The sequence below is a fragment of the Bradyrhizobium diversitatis genome (assembly GCF_016031635.1).
GTDB classification, from domain to species: domain Bacteria; phylum Pseudomonadota; class Alphaproteobacteria; order Rhizobiales; family Xanthobacteraceae; genus Bradyrhizobium; species Bradyrhizobium diversitatis.
In genome coordinates this window covers 18,386-34,746 of record NZ_JACEGD010000017.1, presented here as the reverse complement: position 1 = coordinate 34,746, position 16,361 = coordinate 18,386, and the positions used below count along the sequence as shown (strand labels likewise).

The following is a 16,361-nucleotide window of genomic DNA, read 5'->3' as shown; positions in this document are numbered from 1 at the left end:
TTGACTTGACGGCCGAAGTTTCGGCCACAACGATAGCACACGTCCCCGCGAGAGGTATTAGATTGCGGCATCCGCTCGATATCGTCGCCATGTTCGCCGCGCTCTGGCTGCTGGCATCGATGGTGCTCGACGCGCTGACGCCGAAGGAGCTGACGGCGATCATATTCGCGATCGCCATCGGTCCTGCCATCGTTATCACTGCCGTGCTCTATTACCTGCGCTGCCCGCGCACGGACTTTGCGGTCATATTCGCAGCGCTGTGGCTGATCTCGGATATTGCGATTGCCTTCGTCTCAGCGAAGGCGCTGCCGCATTTCCTGATCGGGCTCGGCTTTGTGCCGGCGCTGCTGGTCGGCATCGCGCTGCACTGGCAACGCTTCCAACGCCGCCATGAGCAGATGCCCGTGCCATCGGTGAAGCGGGGCTGAGGCCCGCGCAGTCCGTGGTTCACCTCGCCCGGTGGGAGAGGTGAACCGAACCGCCTCGGCTGAAATCAGCGCGGCAAGAGATTGGTCTTGGCGAGGTCCAGCACCTCGTCGCCGCGGCCATTCATCACCGCGCGCAGGACCCAGAGGCTGAAACCCTTGACCTGCTCGGCCGTGATGGTCGGCGGCATCGACAGCTCCTGCTTGGCGGTGACGACGTCGAGCAATGCCGGCCCATTGTGCGCCAGCATCTCCTTCATCGCGCCCGGGAGTTCGCCGGGATCCTCGACGCGTTTCGCGAAGATACCCATCGCGCGCGCCATCGCGGCGAAATCGGGGTTCTCCAGATCGACACCGGTGTCGACGAAGCCCGCCGCCTTCATCTCCAGCGCGACGAAGCCTAGCACGCCGTTGTTGAACACGACGACTTTCACCGGCAGCTTCTCTTGCGTCAGCGTGATCAGATCGCCCATCAGCATGGTGAAGCCGCCGTCGCCGGAGAGCGAGATGACCTGGCGGCCGGGCTGTGCGGCCTGCGCGCCGATCGCCTGCGGCATCGCGTTGGCCATCGAGCCGTGCGCGAAGGAGCCGATCAGCCGGCGGCGGCCGTTCATGTCGAGATAGCGCGCGGCCCACACGGTCGGCGTGCCGACATCGGCAGTGAACACGGCATCCTCGGACGCATGGTCGCTGATGACCTTGGCGAGATATTGCGGATGGATCGGCTTGCTTCCCGGCGTGCCCCTGGCGAGCGAATCGAGCCCTTCGCGAGCCTTCTTGTAGTGCGCGACAGCATCGTCGAGATGCTTGCGCTGCGTCTTGGTCTTGAGCAGCGGCAGCAGCGCCTCGATGGTGAGTTTGACGTCGCCGACGAGGCCGAGATCGATCTTGCAACGCCGGCCGAGATTTTCCGGGCGGATGTCGATCTGCGCGACCTGGCAGTTGGTCGGGAAGAACTGCTTGTACGGAAAATCGGTACCGAGCATCACCAGCGCGTCGCAGGCGTGCATGGCGGCATAGCCCGAGGAGAAGCCGATGAATCCGGTCATGCCGACGTCGTAAGGGTTGTCGTACTCGACATGCTCCTTGCCGCCGAGCGCATGCACGATCGGGCTCTTCAGAGCTTCCGCCAGCTGCATCAGCGGCGCATGCGCGCCGGCGCAGCCTCGGCCGCAGAAGAGAGTGATACGCTCGGCGGCGTTGAGGAGGTCCGCCAGCGCCTTCAGCTCATCGGCCTCCGGCACGACCTTCGGCGCCGACAAGGCAAGGCCGCGCGCCGTCGACAGCTCACGCTTCGGGGGACTGCGGAAGGCGACGTCACCGGGCATGGCAACGACGGCAACGCCGCGCAGGCCGACGGCGGCGCGAATCGCGTTCTCCAGCACGTAGGGAAGCTGGCTCGAATCCGACACCAGCTCACAATAGTGGCTGCATTCGCGGAACAGGTTCTGCGGATGGGTCTCCTGGAAATAGCCGCCACCGATCTCGGCGGTCGGGATCTGCGCCGCAATCGCGAGCACCGGAACGCGGCTGCGGTGAGCATCGAACAGCCCGTTGATCAGATGCAGATTGCCCGGGCCGCAGGAGCCGGCGCAGACTGCGAGGCTCCCGGTCATCTCGGCTTCGCCGGCCGCTGCAAACGCTGCAACCTCCTCGTGCCGGACGTGGATCCACTCGATGGTGCCGCGACGGCGCAGCGCCTCGGTGAGCGCATTAAGACTGTCGCCGACGATGCCGTAGATGCGCTTGACACCCGCTTGTTCGAGCGTTGCCACGAACAGATCGGCTACGTTGTTGATCGCCATTGTCGGTCTCCTGCTTCAGCCAGTCACATGTGCACGATGCGCAAACATCGGTTGCGACACCGCGAGGGACAATAAGCTATGACACGATCACCGCTTGTCTGTTCCTGCTCAATTTTACGCAATCGCCCGATCGTAGGCCGCGACCGTCACCTTCGCGCGAGCTGCGACGTCCGCTGCCGTCATGCCGGGCTTGTAGAGGCTAGAGCCGAGCCCGAACGCGGTCACACCGACCTTGATGTACTCCGCGAAGTTCTGGTCGGAGACGCCGCCGACGGCGGCGATCATCACGCCTGATGGCAGCACGGCCCTGATCGCGGCGATGCCGGAGGCGCCGAGCGCGCTCGCCGGGAAGAATTTCAGGCTCGACGCACCCGAGCGCGCGGCAAGCAGCGCCTCGGTCGGCGAGAACACACCGGGCATCGTCACCATGCCATGCTGATGCGCGCGCGCGAGCACCTCGGTGTCGACATTGGGCGAGACCATGAGCTTGCCGCCGACGTCATCGAGACGATCGACATCTGCCGCGGTCAGCACCGTGCCCGCGCCGATCAATACGCCTGATGGCGCCTGCTTCACCGCCATCGCAATGGAGCGGAACGGATCGGGCGAGTTCAGGGGAATCTCGATCGCCGTCATGCCGGCCTCGATCAGCACGCCGACAATGGCCTCCGTCTCCTCGGGCTTGACGCCGCGCAGGATCGCGACCAGCGGCCGCTTCATCGGCGGAAAAGCAACGCTCATCTCAAGAATCCTTCTGCTTCGTCCAGATCGCGGCAGCCGCCATCGACAAACCGCGGCGGACCGCTTCATCCGCATCGATCGGCCTTGCGGTCATCGACAGCGCCTCGAAAGCCAGCCGGTACAACCGCGCGAGCCGTCCCGAGGCGATCAGCATGACACCCGACTGCGGCACGGTGCCGGAGAGCCCTGCCGCCAGCTCGACACCGATCAACGTGCCCGACAGCGTCTCGCGCGCCGCGGCCGGCGTGCCGCCGAACAGAAGCTGTCGCGACCGCGCGCCGAACAGAAGATTGGCGGCGAAGGCCGGTGCCTCGTACGCAGCCTTCACTGCCGCCCTGAAGCTCGCGACATCCTCGGCGTCGTCTGCGCCGGCGACCGCGAGCGACAGGATCGTCTCGCGCGAGACAGCACTGAACAGCTCGCCGGTCATGAAAGTGGAGAAATGCGCGACCGTGCCATCCTTCACGCGAACCCATTTCGAATGCGTACCGGGCATGCAGACCAGCGCCTCGCCCGCGGCATCGAGGCCGAGGGCGCCGAGCAGTTGCGTCTCCTCGCCGCGCATGACGTCCGGCGCCTCGGCGTCGCGCTGCGCGATGCCCGGCAGGATCCGGATATCGCGCGCCTCGCCCGGCACACGCACGGCCTGCTTCAGAACGGCAGAGAGCGGCGCCGGCGCGTCGACATAGCCGGCCTCGACCCAGCCGGTGCGAGCACCGGCCATGCCGCAGACGAGCACCGGCAGATGATCCGGCGCTTCGACCGCCGCGAGATGCGATCGCAGCACCGCCGGGAACCCGACCTTCGCCGCGGCCAGCATGCCCTCGCCGCTGCGGCGCTCGGCCAGCACCTGGCCGGCGCCATCGATCTGCCAGAGCCGGAAGCTGCTGGTGCCCCAGTCCACCGCGACATAAGCGGGTTCGGTCATGTCAGGTCTCGTCCTCGTCTCACGGCTGAGACGCCGTCTCGCGACAAACGAGACGATGTCTTGCAGGCTCCCGTCGAGATACCGGCTATTGCGCAGGCAAACCAGCGCTTTCTCTTCGATTCGAAGTCCCGCCGCGCTGGCACACCGCTTGCTGAAGACTGGTCGTTCAACGCCGTCAACGCGCGACAAGACGCGTCAACATCAGATGAGGAAACCCATGGAGATCGGCTATTTCACGATGCCTTCGCATCCGCCGGAGTGCGGCCTGAAGGAAGGGAACGACTGGGACCTGCAAGTCATGCGCTGGCTCGACGAGCTCGGCTACCAGGAAGCCTGGGTCGGCGAGCACCACACCGCGCCCTGGGAACCCAATCCTACACCCGACCTCCTGATCGCACAGGCGCTGATGCAGACGAAAAAGCTTCGCATCGGGCCGGGCGGCTTTCTCTTGCCCTATCATCATCCGGCCGAGCTCGCCAACCGCGTCGCCATGCTGGACCATCTCTCCGAGGGCCGGCTCAATTTCGGCGTCGCCGCATCCGGCCTGCCGAGCGACTGGGCGATGTTCAACGTCGACGGCATGAGCGGGCAGAACCGCGACATGACCCGCGAGGCGCTGGAGATCATCCTGAAGCTGTGGTCCGATCCCGCGCCCTTCACCTACAAGGGCAAGTTCTGGACGGTGACCAAGCCGGACACGATGTTCGACTTCCTGAAACCCCATATCAAACCGTTGCAGGCGCCACATCCGCCGATCGGCGTCGCCGGGCTGTCGAAGAACTCGGACACGCTGAAGCTCGCCGGCGAGCGCGGCTTCATCCCGATGAGCCTCAACCTCAACCCGGCCTATGTCTCCAGCCACTGGGACTCCGTCGAGCTCGGTGCTGCCAAGACCGGCCGCAAGCCGAACCGGCAGGACTGGCGGCTGGTGCGCGAGGTGTTCGTTGCCGACACCGATGAAGAGGCCTGGAGGCTCTCGACCGGCGACATGATGGGCCGGATGATGAGCGAGTACTTCCTGCCGCTGCTCGGCCATTTCGGCTTCAAGGACTATCTGAAGCACGCGCCCGACGTGCCCGACAGCGACGTCACGGTCGAATATTGCGCCAAGCGGAACTGGATCGTCGGCTCGCCCGCGACGGTCGCCGAGAAGATCGAGAAGATCTACGAGGAGGTCGGCGGCTTCGGCGTGCTCCTGGTGTTCGGCTTCGACTACAAGCACAAGGCCGAAGCCTGGCACCATTCGCTCTCGCTGCTGAAGAACGAGGTGATGCCGCGCCTTGCGCATCTCGGCTCGGCGAAGAAGGCGGCTTGACGCTCAGCGGGTGCGGCGCGATCGTGCCGCACCCGCATTCATTTCGGAGATTTCCGCGTGACGGTCGATGCCAAGGACTTCAAGCAGGCGATGCGCCAATGCGCCGGCGCCGTCGCGTTGGTGACGGTGGGTGCCGAGCACGGCAAGCGCACCGGGCTGACGGTGACCTCGGCCTGCTCGCTGTCGGACTCACCGCCCTCGCTGATCGTCTGCGTCAACCGCAACGCCAGCGCCCACGCGCGCATCCGCGAGGAAGGCGCGTTTGCGATCAACTTCCTGCACGAGGATCATGCGCTGCTCGCGCTCACCTTCAGCGGCCAGAAGGGCGTCAATGGCGACGACCGCTTCGCATTCGGGCAGTGGACGCGTGGAGCTACCGGCGCGCCGGTGCTGAGCGACGCGGTTGCCGCGTTCGACTGCGTGCTGGCGCAGGAATTCGAAACCAGGACGCATTCGATCTTCGTAGGCGAGGTGCGTGACGTCTCGCATTCGGCCATGGCGACGCCGCTCGTGTACTTGCGCAGCAACTTCCATACGCCGCGGGAGATGCGCGAGGGCGTGACGATCGGCGACCTCGACGCGCGGCATCTGAGCTGGACGGATTTCTCCTGACGATGCCGTGGCCGATGCCGGATCCGGCGATCTAGAACAGCTCATAGCCCGGAGTGAGATGGCCAGCGGGATCATGCCTCTCCTTGGCTTCGCGCAAGAGCGACCATCGCACACCGAAATGATCAGCCCAATCGTTGGGCGACATCGGAAACGCGCTCACTGGATACAACACCCCACCCGCGCTGCGAAGACGCTCATAGAGCTCGCGGTTTCGCATGACCAGCCGCTCCGCATTCGCCCTGTCCGCCGACGCCGGGATACGGATGAGATTGAACGGAAACACAACGCGTTCGTCAGGAAGCCGAAGCAGGGGCGTGCGGCATACGTCGGTGAACATCGGATAGTAGGTGATGCGCCCGAACGGGCCCAGATCATCGCTGCTCAGTTCGGCAATGACATCGCTCGCGATCTTCAGCGCGTTGCTGCCCGGCAGATAGGTCAGGAGCCAGGGATGCGGATTGAGCCACTGGCCGTTCGCCCGCAGGATCTTCTCAAGCTTGGCGAATGCGTTCGCGTCCTCGCCAAACGTCAGGTCGGAGACGGTCTCGCGCTTGTCCACCAGGCCCGCGAGCAAGGCCCCGTCGTCAGGAGGCATCTTGCCGTCGTAGAAGACACCCGCCTCCAGTTGATAGCGCCAGCCACCGGTGCCGTCGGGCACGACAGCCCCCTGCAACTGATCGAAGCGCGCCTCTTCCAGAACGCGCCGTTGATCTGCCGTGAGCGAGGCAAGATCGGGATAGGACAGCTGAAATCGGCGAACCCGCTCGGGTGCGCGCATCAAGCGAAGCGTCGCTCTGACGATGATCGCGCATTGCGCAAGGCCGGCTCGAACCGCATCGAAGAGCTCGGGATGCGAGGTCGGCGAACAGGTCAGTTCCACGCCTTCGCCGGTGACGACGTCGAGTTCCAGAACCTGATCGGTCTGGAAACCGTGCCGGGATGAGGATCCCCCGATTCCCCCGACGGCAAGCGTGCCGCCGACGGACAAATCGAGGTAATTGGTCAAGACCAGCGGAACGAGCCCTTTGGCCAAGGTCGCATCCAACACCTTGTGCCAGGTCGCACCGGCATCGACCACGACGCGATCTGGCTCGATCCGATGGATGGTGGCCAACATGCCAAGATCCATCACGATGCCGTCTTCGGCCATAGCCCGGCCATAGATTGCGTGCCCCTGTCCGCGCGCCGCAACCTTCAGCCCTTGGGCTTTTGCCCAGCGCACGATGTCGGCGACCTCGCCGCCCGTCGCAGGCTTGCAGACGGCCCGAGGCCGTCTATCCACGATGTGGCCGAAATCCTGCGCGGCTGCCGCGCGAGATTCTGCGTCGTTGGCGAGCAAGGGCTCGGGCGATCGCGAATCGTGGGCGCCGGACGACTGTCCGGAAAGAGTAGCGGAGGCCAGCGTCGCGGTGACGCCGACGCCCGCATGGAGGAGTGTCCGTCGATTGGGAGTCATGGCGCAGTCCTTCTCGCGGGGCGAAAGTGCCCTTGCGCTTCAAGCTGCGATGGCCCCTGCGCCGGGACAACCGGCGTGGCGCGAGATAGACATTCCCGCCAGCCGGTAGAATGAGTTCCCGAAACGTCGCTCAAAGCCGCTCGAGCTTCAGCCTCTCCGCCAGGAGATCGACGAAGAGATGCGTCTTGGCCGGCGGTATCGCGCTGGGTGGAAACACTGCACGCACGGGCGTTCGCGGTGCCTCGAAATGCTCGAGCACGATCTCGAGAGCCTCCTGGTCGACGAGATCGCGGATCTGCCAGAACGGACCATATCCGACGCCGATGCCATGACGAGCGGCAGCATGCGCCGCCGTCGTGCTGTCGGTGCGAAAACGGCCATTCACCTGCACGGTGGTCAAGCGGCCGTCGATCCGAAACCGCCATGCATCGGCTTCGCCCTGGGCCGTCCTGCGCAGGATGCATTGGTGATCGGCGAGATCACTGGGCTGACGCGGGCGGCCGTGGCGCTTGAAATAATCGGGCGCACCGTAGACGACGGTGCGCAGCTCTCCCAGCCGCCGAGTCTTGAGCGAAGAGTCCGGCAATTCCCTGATCCGGACTGCGAGATCGAAGCCGTCTCCGACGACGTCGACGGGCCGGTCGGACATGTTGACGTCGGCCTCGATCTGCGGAAAGCGCGCCATGAACTCGGCAATGGCCGGCACGACATGGGTGGCCCCGAACAGGATTGGCGCGGCGACCCTGAGCAGCCCGGAGGGCTCGACGCGCCGGTTTGCCGCCTCGAGGCGCGCTTCACTGATTTCGGCAAAGGCTGGCTTGACGCGACGATAGAACGCAAGCCCCGCCTCCGTCGCCACCGACTGCCGCGTGGTCCGCCGCACCAACTCGACCCCGACGCTACGTTCCAGCGCAGACAGCGCCCGGTTGACCGACTGGAGCGAGCGCCCCAACCGCCGCGCAGCCGCGGTCTGGCTGCCGGCTTCGACGACAGCCAGAAAGACTTCGATCTCCTCCATCGAGCCTCCTCCTCTCTCGCAAATTTGCGGCAATGCCCGTTCGCGACGGCCCATCCGGCGGGGCGTTCCTAGCGCCGCCACGTTCCGAGCCTGTTTCGGCGGAAGTGGGACGTCGCGCCGGGCCAAGGGTCAGACGGACTCGATCTTCAATTGCTTGATCTTCCGATACAGCGTCGCGCGGCTGAGCTTCAGGGCGCGAGCCGCTTCGGCGACGCGGCCGCCATGCGCGCGCAGGGCGCCGACGATCGTCCCGCGTTCGGCGGCCGCGAGATCAGGCTCCGCCGCCCGTCCACCGAACGGCGGCAGATCGAGATCGGCATCCGTGATGACACCGTCTTCCGCGGTGCAGCCGGCGAGCCGCAGCACGTGGCGGAGCTGGCGCATGTTGCCGGGGAACGGATAGGCCGCGAGCTGCGACCAGGCCTCGTCCGACAGACGACAATTCGGCGCCTCCTCGCGCGCGATCTGGCGAATGACATCGTCGCGGTCGGCGCGCTCGCGCAGCGCCGGCAGCCGCACCTCGATGCCGCGCAGGCGGAAATAGAGATCGGCGCGGAAGGCGCCCTGCTCCGCCATGCGGCCGAGGTCGCGATGTGTGGCGCTGATCAGGCGGATGTCGACGGCGACGGGCTTGAGCGCGCCGAGCGGCCAGACCTCGCGGTTTTCCAACACACGGAGCAGGCGGGTCTGCAAGCCGATGGGCATGTCGCCGATCTCGTCGAGGAACAGCGTGCCGCCGTCCGCCTGCACGATCAGGCCCTTCGAGCCGTCGCGGCGCGCACCGGTGAAGGCGCCGGCCTCGTAGCCGAACAGTTCGGCGTCGATCAGGCTCTCCGGCATCGCCGCGCAATTGAGCGCGACATAGTTGTGACGCGCCCGGTTGCTGGCGGCGTGAATGGCGCGCGCGAACACGTCCTTGCCGACACCGGTCTCGCCATGCAGCAGCACCGGCAGATTGTGATCCCCGATGCGCCTGAGCCGGTTCACGCTCTTGATCAGGCCGGGATCGCGGCCGGCGAGCCGATGCAGCGCATCGAAGCGATCGACTGGCGCATCGCGACGCGGCGCGAGCGGACGCACCCTCCTGCGCAGTGGCGGCGCGACATGGCCCTGACCCAGGGCGCTGCCGTCGGCACGGCGCAGCCGAACGACATCCTCCGCGCCACCCTCGGCCTGATGGTCGAACTCGATGTAGCGCGACAGATCAATGCCGGAGGCGATCATGCCGTCGGTGAGGCCCAGCAGTGCACGCGCGGAACGGCAGGCGCCGATGATGCGACGGTCGTCATCATAGGCGATGAGGCCACTGCCGCCGTCGCCGGGCACGGTGGCGATCCAGGCGTTGTGGAAATGGCCACGGAAGATCGCGCCCTCCATCCGCCGCGTCGCCTCCATGGTCACAGCCAGCGCAAGCTGGTGCGCGGCACGTTCGAGATCCTCCCGGCAGGAAGTGATGTTCACCGCACCTGCGAGACGTCCGGCCTGGTCGAACAGCGGCGCCACGGCACAGGAGAACATGTGCCACTGCGCGCGAAAATGCTCGTCGCGATGCACCAGGATCGGCTTCTCCTCCGCGAGCGCGGTCCCCAGCCCATTGGTGCCCTCGAAGGTCTCGGCGAAGTTCGAGCCGGTGTAGATCTTCCAGTCCAGAAACATCTTGGCATCGGCTTCGCCCGGCAGGCGGCTGAACAGCATGGTCGCGTTCGCATCCGCGAGATTGACGCAGTAACCGGCATCGCGCAGCACACGGGCGAGATCGTCGAGCTCGGGCATTGCGAGCCTGATCATCTGCTCCATCGGCTCGGCGGCGTGCCGGATCTCGGCTTCGGTCAGCGTCTGTGGCGGCCCTTGGCGGGCCGGATCGAGCTTGTGATTGACCAGGCAGCGCCGCCAGGAACTGGCGATCCGCGACGAGGCATCGACGTCGGCCAAGCGGTCCGTGACCTGATTGGCGACGGACAAGACACGGGCGACATGGTTCGAGGCCGAAAGGCTGGCCATCGCGGACGTCTCCACCCTGTATTATTGTGCAAAGTCTGGCACCACGGGGCGGGATGTCAATTGGGAACCGGGAACGGGGACTCGGTGTGCTGTCTCTTCTCGTCATTCCGGGGCGATGCGAAGCATCGAACCCGGAATCTCGAGATTCCGGGTTCGGCTCTTCGAGCCGCCCCGGAATGACGGGGAGTGAATCATCAAAATTGCTGCACCGCCCTCACCACGTGTCGATGCACGGCCGCTTCTTCGCCGTCCTCGGCTCGGGCTTCGGCACCGATCGCAGGCCCGCCATGATCCATCGCCGGGTCTCGGCGGGGTCGATGACGTTGTCGATCTCGAACACGGAGGCGATCGAGACCGCCTTGCCGTTGGCGTAGAGCTCGGTGACCTTGTTGCGGTAGTAAGTCTCGCGCTCCGCGGGATCGGCGATCGCCTCCATCTCCTTGCGGAAGCCGAGGCGGACATAGCCTTCCAGACCCATGCCACCGAACTCGCCGGTCGGCCAGGCCGCGGTGAAGAACGAGGCGTGGAAGCCACCGCCGATCATGGACTGCGCCCCGAGCCCATAGCCCTTGCGCAGCACGATGCCGAACAGCGGCACGGTGAGGCTCGCGCCCGTGACGAACATGCGCGAGACGTGGCGCACGATCGCGGTCTTCTCGGCCTCCGGGCCGACCATGAAGCCCGGCGTGTCGCATAGCGAGACGATCGGCAGATCGAAGGCATCGCAGAGCTGGAGGAAGCGCGCGGCCTTATCGCCGGCATCGGCATCGATCGCGCCGCCGAGATGCCGCGGATTGTTGGCGATCAGGCCGAACGGCTTGCCCTCGATGCGGATCAGCGCGGTGATCATGCCGACGCCGTAGTCGCGGCGCAGCTCCAGCACGGAGTCCTTGTCGGCGACGAGGTCGATCACGCTGCGGATATCGTAGACGCGCAGCCGGTTCTCGGGGATGGCGCGGCGGAGCAGGCGCTGGTCGGCGGCTTCCCAATCCGTAAACGCGCCCTGGAAATAGGACAGGTATTTCTGCGCGACGGACGTCGCTTCCTCCTCGTCCTCGACCAGGATGTCGATGACGCCGTTCGGCGCCTGGAACGAGACGGGGCCGACCTCGGCCGGGTGATAGACGCCGAGCCCGCCGCCCTCGATCATGGCCGGACCGCCCATGCCGATCGAGGCGTTCTTGGTGGCGATGATGACGTCGCAGCAGCCGAGCATCGCGGCGTTGCCGGCGAAGCAATAGCCGGAGACCACGCCAACCACCGGCACGAGGCCCGAGAGCCTCGCGAACTGCACGAAGGACGGACCGTCGAGCCCGGTCATGCCGAGCCGGTCGGTGTCTCCGGGCCGGCCGCCGCCGCCCTCGGCGTAGAACACCAGCGGCACGCGCCAATCCTCCGCGAGCGTCAGCATGCGGTCGATCTTCTTGTGGTTCATGTGGCCCTGCGTGCCCGCGAGCACGGTGTAATCATAGGCCACGACGATGCAGCGCGCGCCCTCGGGGCCGAATTTCCCGGCATTCACGGTGGCGACACCCATGACGAGGCCGTCGGCCGGCGTGTTCTTGATGAGATCGTCGAGCTTGCGCCGGCGGCGCTGCGCGGCGATCGCGAGACTGCCGTACTCCATGAACGAGCCGTCGTCGACGAGCTGGGCAACGTTCTCGCGCGCGGTGCGCTGGTTGGTGTTGCGGCGGCGCTCGACCGAGGCCGGACGGTTCTCGTCGAGCGTATTGGCCTGGCGCGCGATCAGCTCGGCGAGATCGGGGCGGATGTGGTCGAGATCGATGTCGGCTTCCGCCGCCGTGCTGTCAGCCGCAACATCAAGCGGCTCGAGATAGAGGATCGGCTCGCCATGCATCAGCGTGGCCCCGTCACCGGCAAGAAGCTTCGTGACCCGGCCGCCCTGCTCGGCCATGACCAGATGCTCCATCTTCATGGACTCGATCACGGCGAGCTGCTGGCCAGGGCGGACGATCTCGCCTTCCGTCACCTGGATAGTGACGATGGTTCCTTGCAGGGGCGCTGCCACCATCACCGCACCTTCAGGCACGGCCTGCGCGACGTGGGACTCCGCGGAGTGCGCGCCGCTTCGCTCGGTCGCAGCGAAATAGAGCGGCTTTGCCGCGCCTTCGGCCGCCCCGACGAGCTTGCCGATGTTGCGGTCGATGAAATCGGTCGCGATGCGGTTGATCCTGAAATCGGGATGCGCGAGCACCGCCTGGAGGAAAGCGATGTTGGTGACGACGCCGTCGATCCGGAATTCGCGCAGGGCCCGCGAGGCTTTCGCGACCACGTCATGCCAGGCCTCGCCCGGGGTATGGACGATGACCTTGGCCAGCAGCGAATCGAAGGCGGCGCTGGTCTTGTAGCCGGCATAGCCAAAACTATCGACGCGCACGCCCGGGCCCGACGGTGGTTCGAACACAGCAAGCACGCCGCCAGTCGGATGGGTCGCCCCCGTCTCGTCCAGCGTTTCCATGTTGACGCGAAGCTGCATGGCATAGCCGCGCGGCTTCGGGATCGATCCCTGCGCAAGGCCAAGCGCGGCCAGCGTGCTGCCTGCAGCGACCGCGAGCTGGGCGCGGACGAGGTCCAGCCCGAGCACCTCTTCGGTCACGGTGTGCTCGACCTGGAGCCGCGGGTTGGCCTCGATGAAGGCAAAGCTGTCCTCGGCCGTGCCGTCGACCAGGAACTCGAAGGTGCCGAGATTGTCGTAAGAAGCCGCCGCCGCAAGCTGCTTCGCCGCTTCGATGATGCGGCCGCGCAAGGCGTCGCTCAGCGAGGGGCTCGGCGCCACCTCGATCAGCTTCTGGTGACGGCGCTGGATGGTGCATTCGCGCTCCCAGAGATGGGAGATCGCACCATGGCGGTCGCCGATGATCTGCACCTCGATGTGGCGCGCTTGCCGGATCAGCCGCTCGGCATAGACGCCGTCGAAGCCGAACGCCGCCCTGGCCTCGGACTGGCAGCGCGCATAGGCTTCCGCGAGATCGGGCGCGTTCTCCACCACGCGCATGCCGCGCCCGCCGCCGCCGGCCATCGCCTTGATGACGATCGCCGCGTTGCTGCCCAGCGACGCGAAGAAGGCCGTGATCTCCTCGAGGCTCGACGGGCCGCTGGTGCCGGCGATGATCGGCACGCCGCAGCGCTTGGCCAGTTGCCGCGCCGCGACCTTGTCGCCGAACAGTTCGAGCGCTGTCGCCTTGGGACCGACAAAAGTGATCCCTGCGTCGGAGCAGGCCCTTGCGAAGGCCGCGTTCTCGCTGAGAAAGCCATAGCCGGGGTGCACGGCGTCACAACCCACCGCTTTGGCCGCCTTCACCACGGCGTCGATGTCGAGATAGGCCCGCGCCCCCCGGCCGAGAATTTCGATCGCCTCGTCCGCAACGCGCACATGCAGCGACAGCGCATCGTCCGCAGGATGGATCGCGACCGTCGCGATGCCGGCATCGGCTGCCGCGCGAGCGATGCGAATGGCGATCTCGCCGCGATTGGCGATCAGGAGCTTCTTGAACGACATGATCTCTCTCACTCAGACAGCAGCAGGCAGGCTTGGATTGAGGTCCTGCTTCTTCACTTTGCCCGTGGCCGTCAGCGGCAGGGCTTCGATGATGCGGATCTCCGGGACCTTGTAGACGGCCATGCGCTCGGCGCACCAGCTGCGCAGGTCGTCCGCAGAGAGGGTGCCGACCGCCTCCGGCTTGAGCTGGACAAAGGCAACCGGCACCTGCCCCTTGTCGGGATCGTCGCGCCCGACCACGCCCGAGCCCAGCACCTTCGGATGCTGCCCGAGCAGTGCCTCGATCTCCGGCGGAAAGACACTCATGCCCTTGACCTTCAGCATCTCCTTGCGGCGGCCGAGGAAGTGCAGGAAACCGTCCTTGTCGATGGTGCCGATGTCGCCGGTGCGCAGCCAGCCATCGATCAGAGACTCCGCGGTCGCCTCCGGCTTGTTCCAGTAGCTCTTGAGCAGCGACGGCGTACGTACGCGGATCTCACCTTCCGCACCCAGAGGCAACAGCGCACCGGTCTCGAAATCGGTGATCTTGAACTCGGCACTGGGGACCGGCAGCCCGACGAAGATCGGCTGGTTGTTGAGATCGAAATCATCGTCCTGGAAGCCGGCCGTGAAGGTGTTGGAGGTATGGGTCTCCGTCATGCCCCAAGCCGCCTCCATCAGGATCGTGCCGGTCAGATCCTTCCAGCGCTTGCGATAGTCGGCATTGAGCTTCTTGACGAAGGAGACCACGCGCACCTGCTTCAAGGACGACAGGTCGAACTCACTCCAGCGCGGATGATCCATCAACTCGACCGCGCCGTCGACCGGCATCGCGATAATCGAGACCTTGTATTTGTCGATCGCGGCCATCGCGCCGACGACATCCCACCGGGCGAGCAGGACCAGCGTCGCGCCGGAGAACAGCGGGAAGATCAGGCCGAAATTCTCGCCCGCGATCCAGAATTCCGGAAAGAACGACAGGAACACGCTGCTCTCGTCCGACAGGACCGAGATGCCGTAATTGGCGGCGGCCGTGTAGACCATGTCGCGATGGGTGTGCACGCAGCCCTTGGGCATGCCGGTCGTGCCGCCCGTGTAGTTGAGCGCCGCGACATCATCGAGGCCGGGCGGCGGCAGCGGCACAGGTGTCTGCAGCGCAGCGAGCGCCGGCAGCAGATCGGTCGCGCCTGCGATCGCGACGCGCGGCGCGCGGATCGAGTCCGGCGCCGGAAATGCCGGCGTTGGCGGCACGACATCGGCAAAGCTAGTGACGATGATCTCGCGCAGTCGCACCTCGCCCCTGACCTGCTCGACGACCGGCATGAGCTGGTCCAGCGCGACGATCACCTCGGCCTGGGTATCGTTCAGCTCGTAGGACAGCTCGAACGCGCGCGACAGCGGGCTGACGGGAACGTGAACCGCGCCGAGCTTCAGGATGCCGAAAAACACGATGTGGAATTGCGGGCAGTTCGGCAGGAAGACGGCGACGCGGTCGCCCTTGCGCACGCCCTTAGCCAGCAACAACGCCGCAAAGCGGTCGCTCTGCCGGTCGAGCTCCGCGTAGCTGGTGACGTGTCCGTAGAAGATCACCGCTGGACGCTCTGGACTCCGCTTCGCCCAGGCGCGCAGATATTCCGTCAGGGGAACTTCACCGTGCAGATAGTTCGGCGAGCGCGGCATGCCCTTCGGCCAGGCCTTGTCCCACAACCCGCGCAAGGCAACGAGGTAGTCGCTTTCGTCGAGGCCTGCACTCATGGCGTCTTTCCCGTGCTGCTTTTTCTTGTCGCGAGAGACGCAACGTGCCGTCACGCGACCTCGTTACACGTCGAGCACGGCAGAGTTCATGTCAAGGAAAACAGTTTTCCGCAGCACGGCCGATGCCGCGGCGCGGAAAAACCAGACGTTACGCCGCGACGAGGCGAATGATCCGCCGCACGGCTGACGGGATCGGCGCGATGACAGGCACGGTGAAAATCGGCTGAAGCGCGCCTGCTGCTTCACCTAGCGGACCGCCGCCGATGATCACCGCCTCCGCGCCGTCCTGCGCAATGCAAGCCTCGACCGCGCCGGCCAGAGCGGTGCGCAACAGCGATGGATCACGCATCAACTCATGCGGATCGCCTTCGGCAAAGCGTGTGCCGGTGTAGTGCGACCGCAATACCAACGCGTCCGGCAGCGCATCGATCTTCGCCTTCAGCAGCGGCGTCGTGGTCGCCACGCCGAAGCGTCGGCCGTTCTCCGCGGCCTCCAGCATCGAGGACTCGCCGATGCCGACGGCGGGCAATTTCGTCGTCACCTTGATCCCGGCGAGACCGGGATCGCCGAATGCCGCGACGATCATGCCGTCGCACTCGCCGCTGCGGGCGCGCGCGATCTCCTCGACCTCCGGCGCTGCTGCCTCCAGTTCATCCGCCGAGACGATCATCGTGGGCGCACGCGTTGCCGTGGCACCGGCAATGTCGAAGCCGTCCGCGGCTGCAGACCTGGCAATCGCCACCATCATCGCGGTGGTCGCCTCATTGCTGTTCGGATTGATCAGGAGGATGCGGCGGCCGGTCATG

12 protein-coding genes are annotated in these 16,361 nt (G+C 65.9%); 3 read left to right on the top strand and 9 right to left on the bottom strand.

Annotation, left to right across the window (positions count from 1 at the left end; translation table 11 throughout):
- Positions 1–62 precede the first annotated feature (62 nt).
- Complete coding sequence (locus H1B27_RS19495) at positions 63–428, top strand: hypothetical protein (RefSeq protein WP_061878928.1); 366 nt, start codon at positions 63–65, stop codon at positions 426–428.
- 65 nt (positions 429–493) lie between these two features.
- Here the strand turns inward: H1B27_RS19495 and poxB are convergent, their stop codons facing one another.
- The 3 genes from poxB to H1B27_RS19480 form a co-directional block, all read right to left on the bottom strand.
- The gene (gene poxB, locus H1B27_RS19490) at positions 494–2,230 is read right to left on the bottom strand and encodes a ubiquinone-dependent pyruvate dehydrogenase (protein ID WP_061878927.1); all 1,737 of its coding nucleotides are present in this window, start codon (positions 2,228–2,230) and stop codon (positions 494–496) included.
- A gap of 114 nt (positions 2,231–2,344) precedes the next feature.
- Positions 2,345–2,971, bottom strand: coding sequence for a 2-dehydro-3-deoxy-6-phosphogalactonate aldolase (locus H1B27_RS19485; protein WP_197967164.1), 627 nt, complete (start codon positions 2,969–2,971; stop codon positions 2,345–2,347).
- A gap of 1 nt (position 2,972) precedes the next feature.
- Complete coding sequence (locus H1B27_RS19480; protein ID WP_197967163.1) at positions 2,973–3,899, bottom strand: 2-dehydro-3-deoxygalactonokinase; 927 nt, start codon at positions 3,897–3,899, stop codon at positions 2,973–2,975.
- Between the two features lie 217 nt (positions 3,900–4,116).
- On the opposite strand from H1B27_RS19480, the gene H1B27_RS19475 reads away from it, so the two are divergent.
- Complete coding sequence (locus tag H1B27_RS19475; RefSeq protein ID WP_197967274.1) at positions 4,117–5,214, top strand: LLM class flavin-dependent oxidoreductase; 1,098 nt, start codon at positions 4,117–4,119, stop codon at positions 5,212–5,214.
- 57 nt (positions 5,215–5,271) lie between these two features.
- Positions 5,272–5,826: a flavin reductase family protein gene (locus tag H1B27_RS19470; RefSeq protein WP_197967162.1), complete on the top strand. Its 555-nt coding sequence runs from the start codon at positions 5,272–5,274 to the stop codon at positions 5,824–5,826.
- 31 nt (positions 5,827–5,857) lie between these two features.
- On the opposite strand, the gene H1B27_RS19465 is transcribed toward H1B27_RS19470, so the two are convergent.
- From H1B27_RS19465 to H1B27_RS19440, 6 genes are all read right to left on the bottom strand, one after another.
- Positions 5,858–7,282, bottom strand: a complete 1,425-nt coding sequence (locus tag H1B27_RS19465; protein WP_197967161.1) for an FAD-binding protein — start codon at positions 7,280–7,282, stop codon at positions 5,858–5,860.
- A 130-nt stretch (positions 7,283–7,412) separates the two neighbouring features.
- Positions 7,413–8,300 (bottom strand): LysR family transcriptional regulator, encoded by an 888-nt coding sequence (locus tag H1B27_RS19460; RefSeq protein ID WP_197967160.1) that lies wholly within the window; start codon positions 8,298–8,300, stop codon positions 7,413–7,415.
- A gap of 129 nt (positions 8,301–8,429) precedes the next feature.
- Positions 8,430–10,301 carry a sigma-54-dependent Fis family transcriptional regulator gene (locus tag H1B27_RS19455; protein ID WP_197967159.1) on the bottom strand — a complete coding sequence of 624 codons (1,872 nt, stop codon included), beginning with the start codon at positions 10,299–10,301 and terminating at the stop codon, positions 8,430–8,432.
- A gap of 214 nt (positions 10,302–10,515) precedes the next feature.
- A complete protein-coding gene (locus H1B27_RS19450) occupies positions 10,516–13,821 on the bottom strand; it encodes an acetyl-CoA carboxylase family protein (RefSeq protein ID WP_197967158.1) in 3,306 nt (1,101 codons plus the stop codon).
- Positions 13,822–13,833: 12 nt separating this feature from the next.
- Entirely contained in the window at positions 13,834–15,555 is a 1,722-nt protein-coding gene (locus H1B27_RS19445; RefSeq protein WP_197967157.1) for an AMP-binding protein, read from the bottom strand.
- A gap of 148 nt (positions 15,556–15,703) precedes the next feature.
- Complete coding sequence (locus tag H1B27_RS19440) at positions 15,704–16,360, bottom strand: aspartate/glutamate racemase family protein (RefSeq protein WP_197967156.1); 657 nt, start codon at positions 16,358–16,360, stop codon at positions 15,704–15,706.
- Position 16,361 lies beyond the last annotated feature (1 nt).

Excerpts from the sequence above, each read along its gene's own strand:
- poxB (WP_061878927.1), bottom strand. The coding sequence starts at position 2,230 with ATGGCGATCAACAACGTAGCCGATCTGTTCGTGGCAACGCTCGAACAA.
- H1B27_RS19485 (WP_197967164.1), bottom strand. The coding sequence starts at position 2,971 with ATGAGCGTTGCTTTTCCGCCGATGAAGCGGCCGCTGGTCGCGATCCTG.
- H1B27_RS19480 (WP_197967163.1), bottom strand. The coding sequence starts at position 3,899 with ATGACCGAACCCGCTTATGTCGCGGTGGACTGGGGCACCAGCAGCTTC.
- H1B27_RS19475 (WP_197967274.1), top strand. The coding sequence starts at position 4,117 with ATGGAGATCGGCTATTTCACGATGCCTTCGCATCCGCCGGAGTGCGGC.
- H1B27_RS19465 (WP_197967161.1), bottom strand. The coding sequence starts at position 7,282 with ATGACTCCCAATCGACGGACACTCCTCCATGCGGGCGTCGGCGTCACC.
- H1B27_RS19460 (WP_197967160.1), bottom strand. The coding sequence starts at position 8,300 with ATGGAGGAGATCGAAGTCTTTCTGGCTGTCGTCGAAGCCGGCAGCCAG.
- H1B27_RS19455 (WP_197967159.1), bottom strand. The coding sequence starts at position 10,301 with ATGGCCAGCCTTTCGGCCTCGAACCATGTCGCCCGTGTCTTGTCCGTC.
- H1B27_RS19450 (WP_197967158.1), bottom strand. The coding sequence starts at position 13,821 with ATGTCGTTCAAGAAGCTCCTGATCGCCAATCGCGGCGAGATCGCCATT.
- H1B27_RS19445 (WP_197967157.1), bottom strand. The coding sequence starts at position 15,555 with ATGAGTGCAGGCCTCGACGAAAGCGACTACCTCGTTGCCTTGCGCGGG.
- H1B27_RS19440 (WP_197967156.1), bottom strand. The coding sequence starts at position 16,360 with ATGACCGGCCGCCGCATCCTCCTGATCAATCCGAACAGCAATGAGGCG.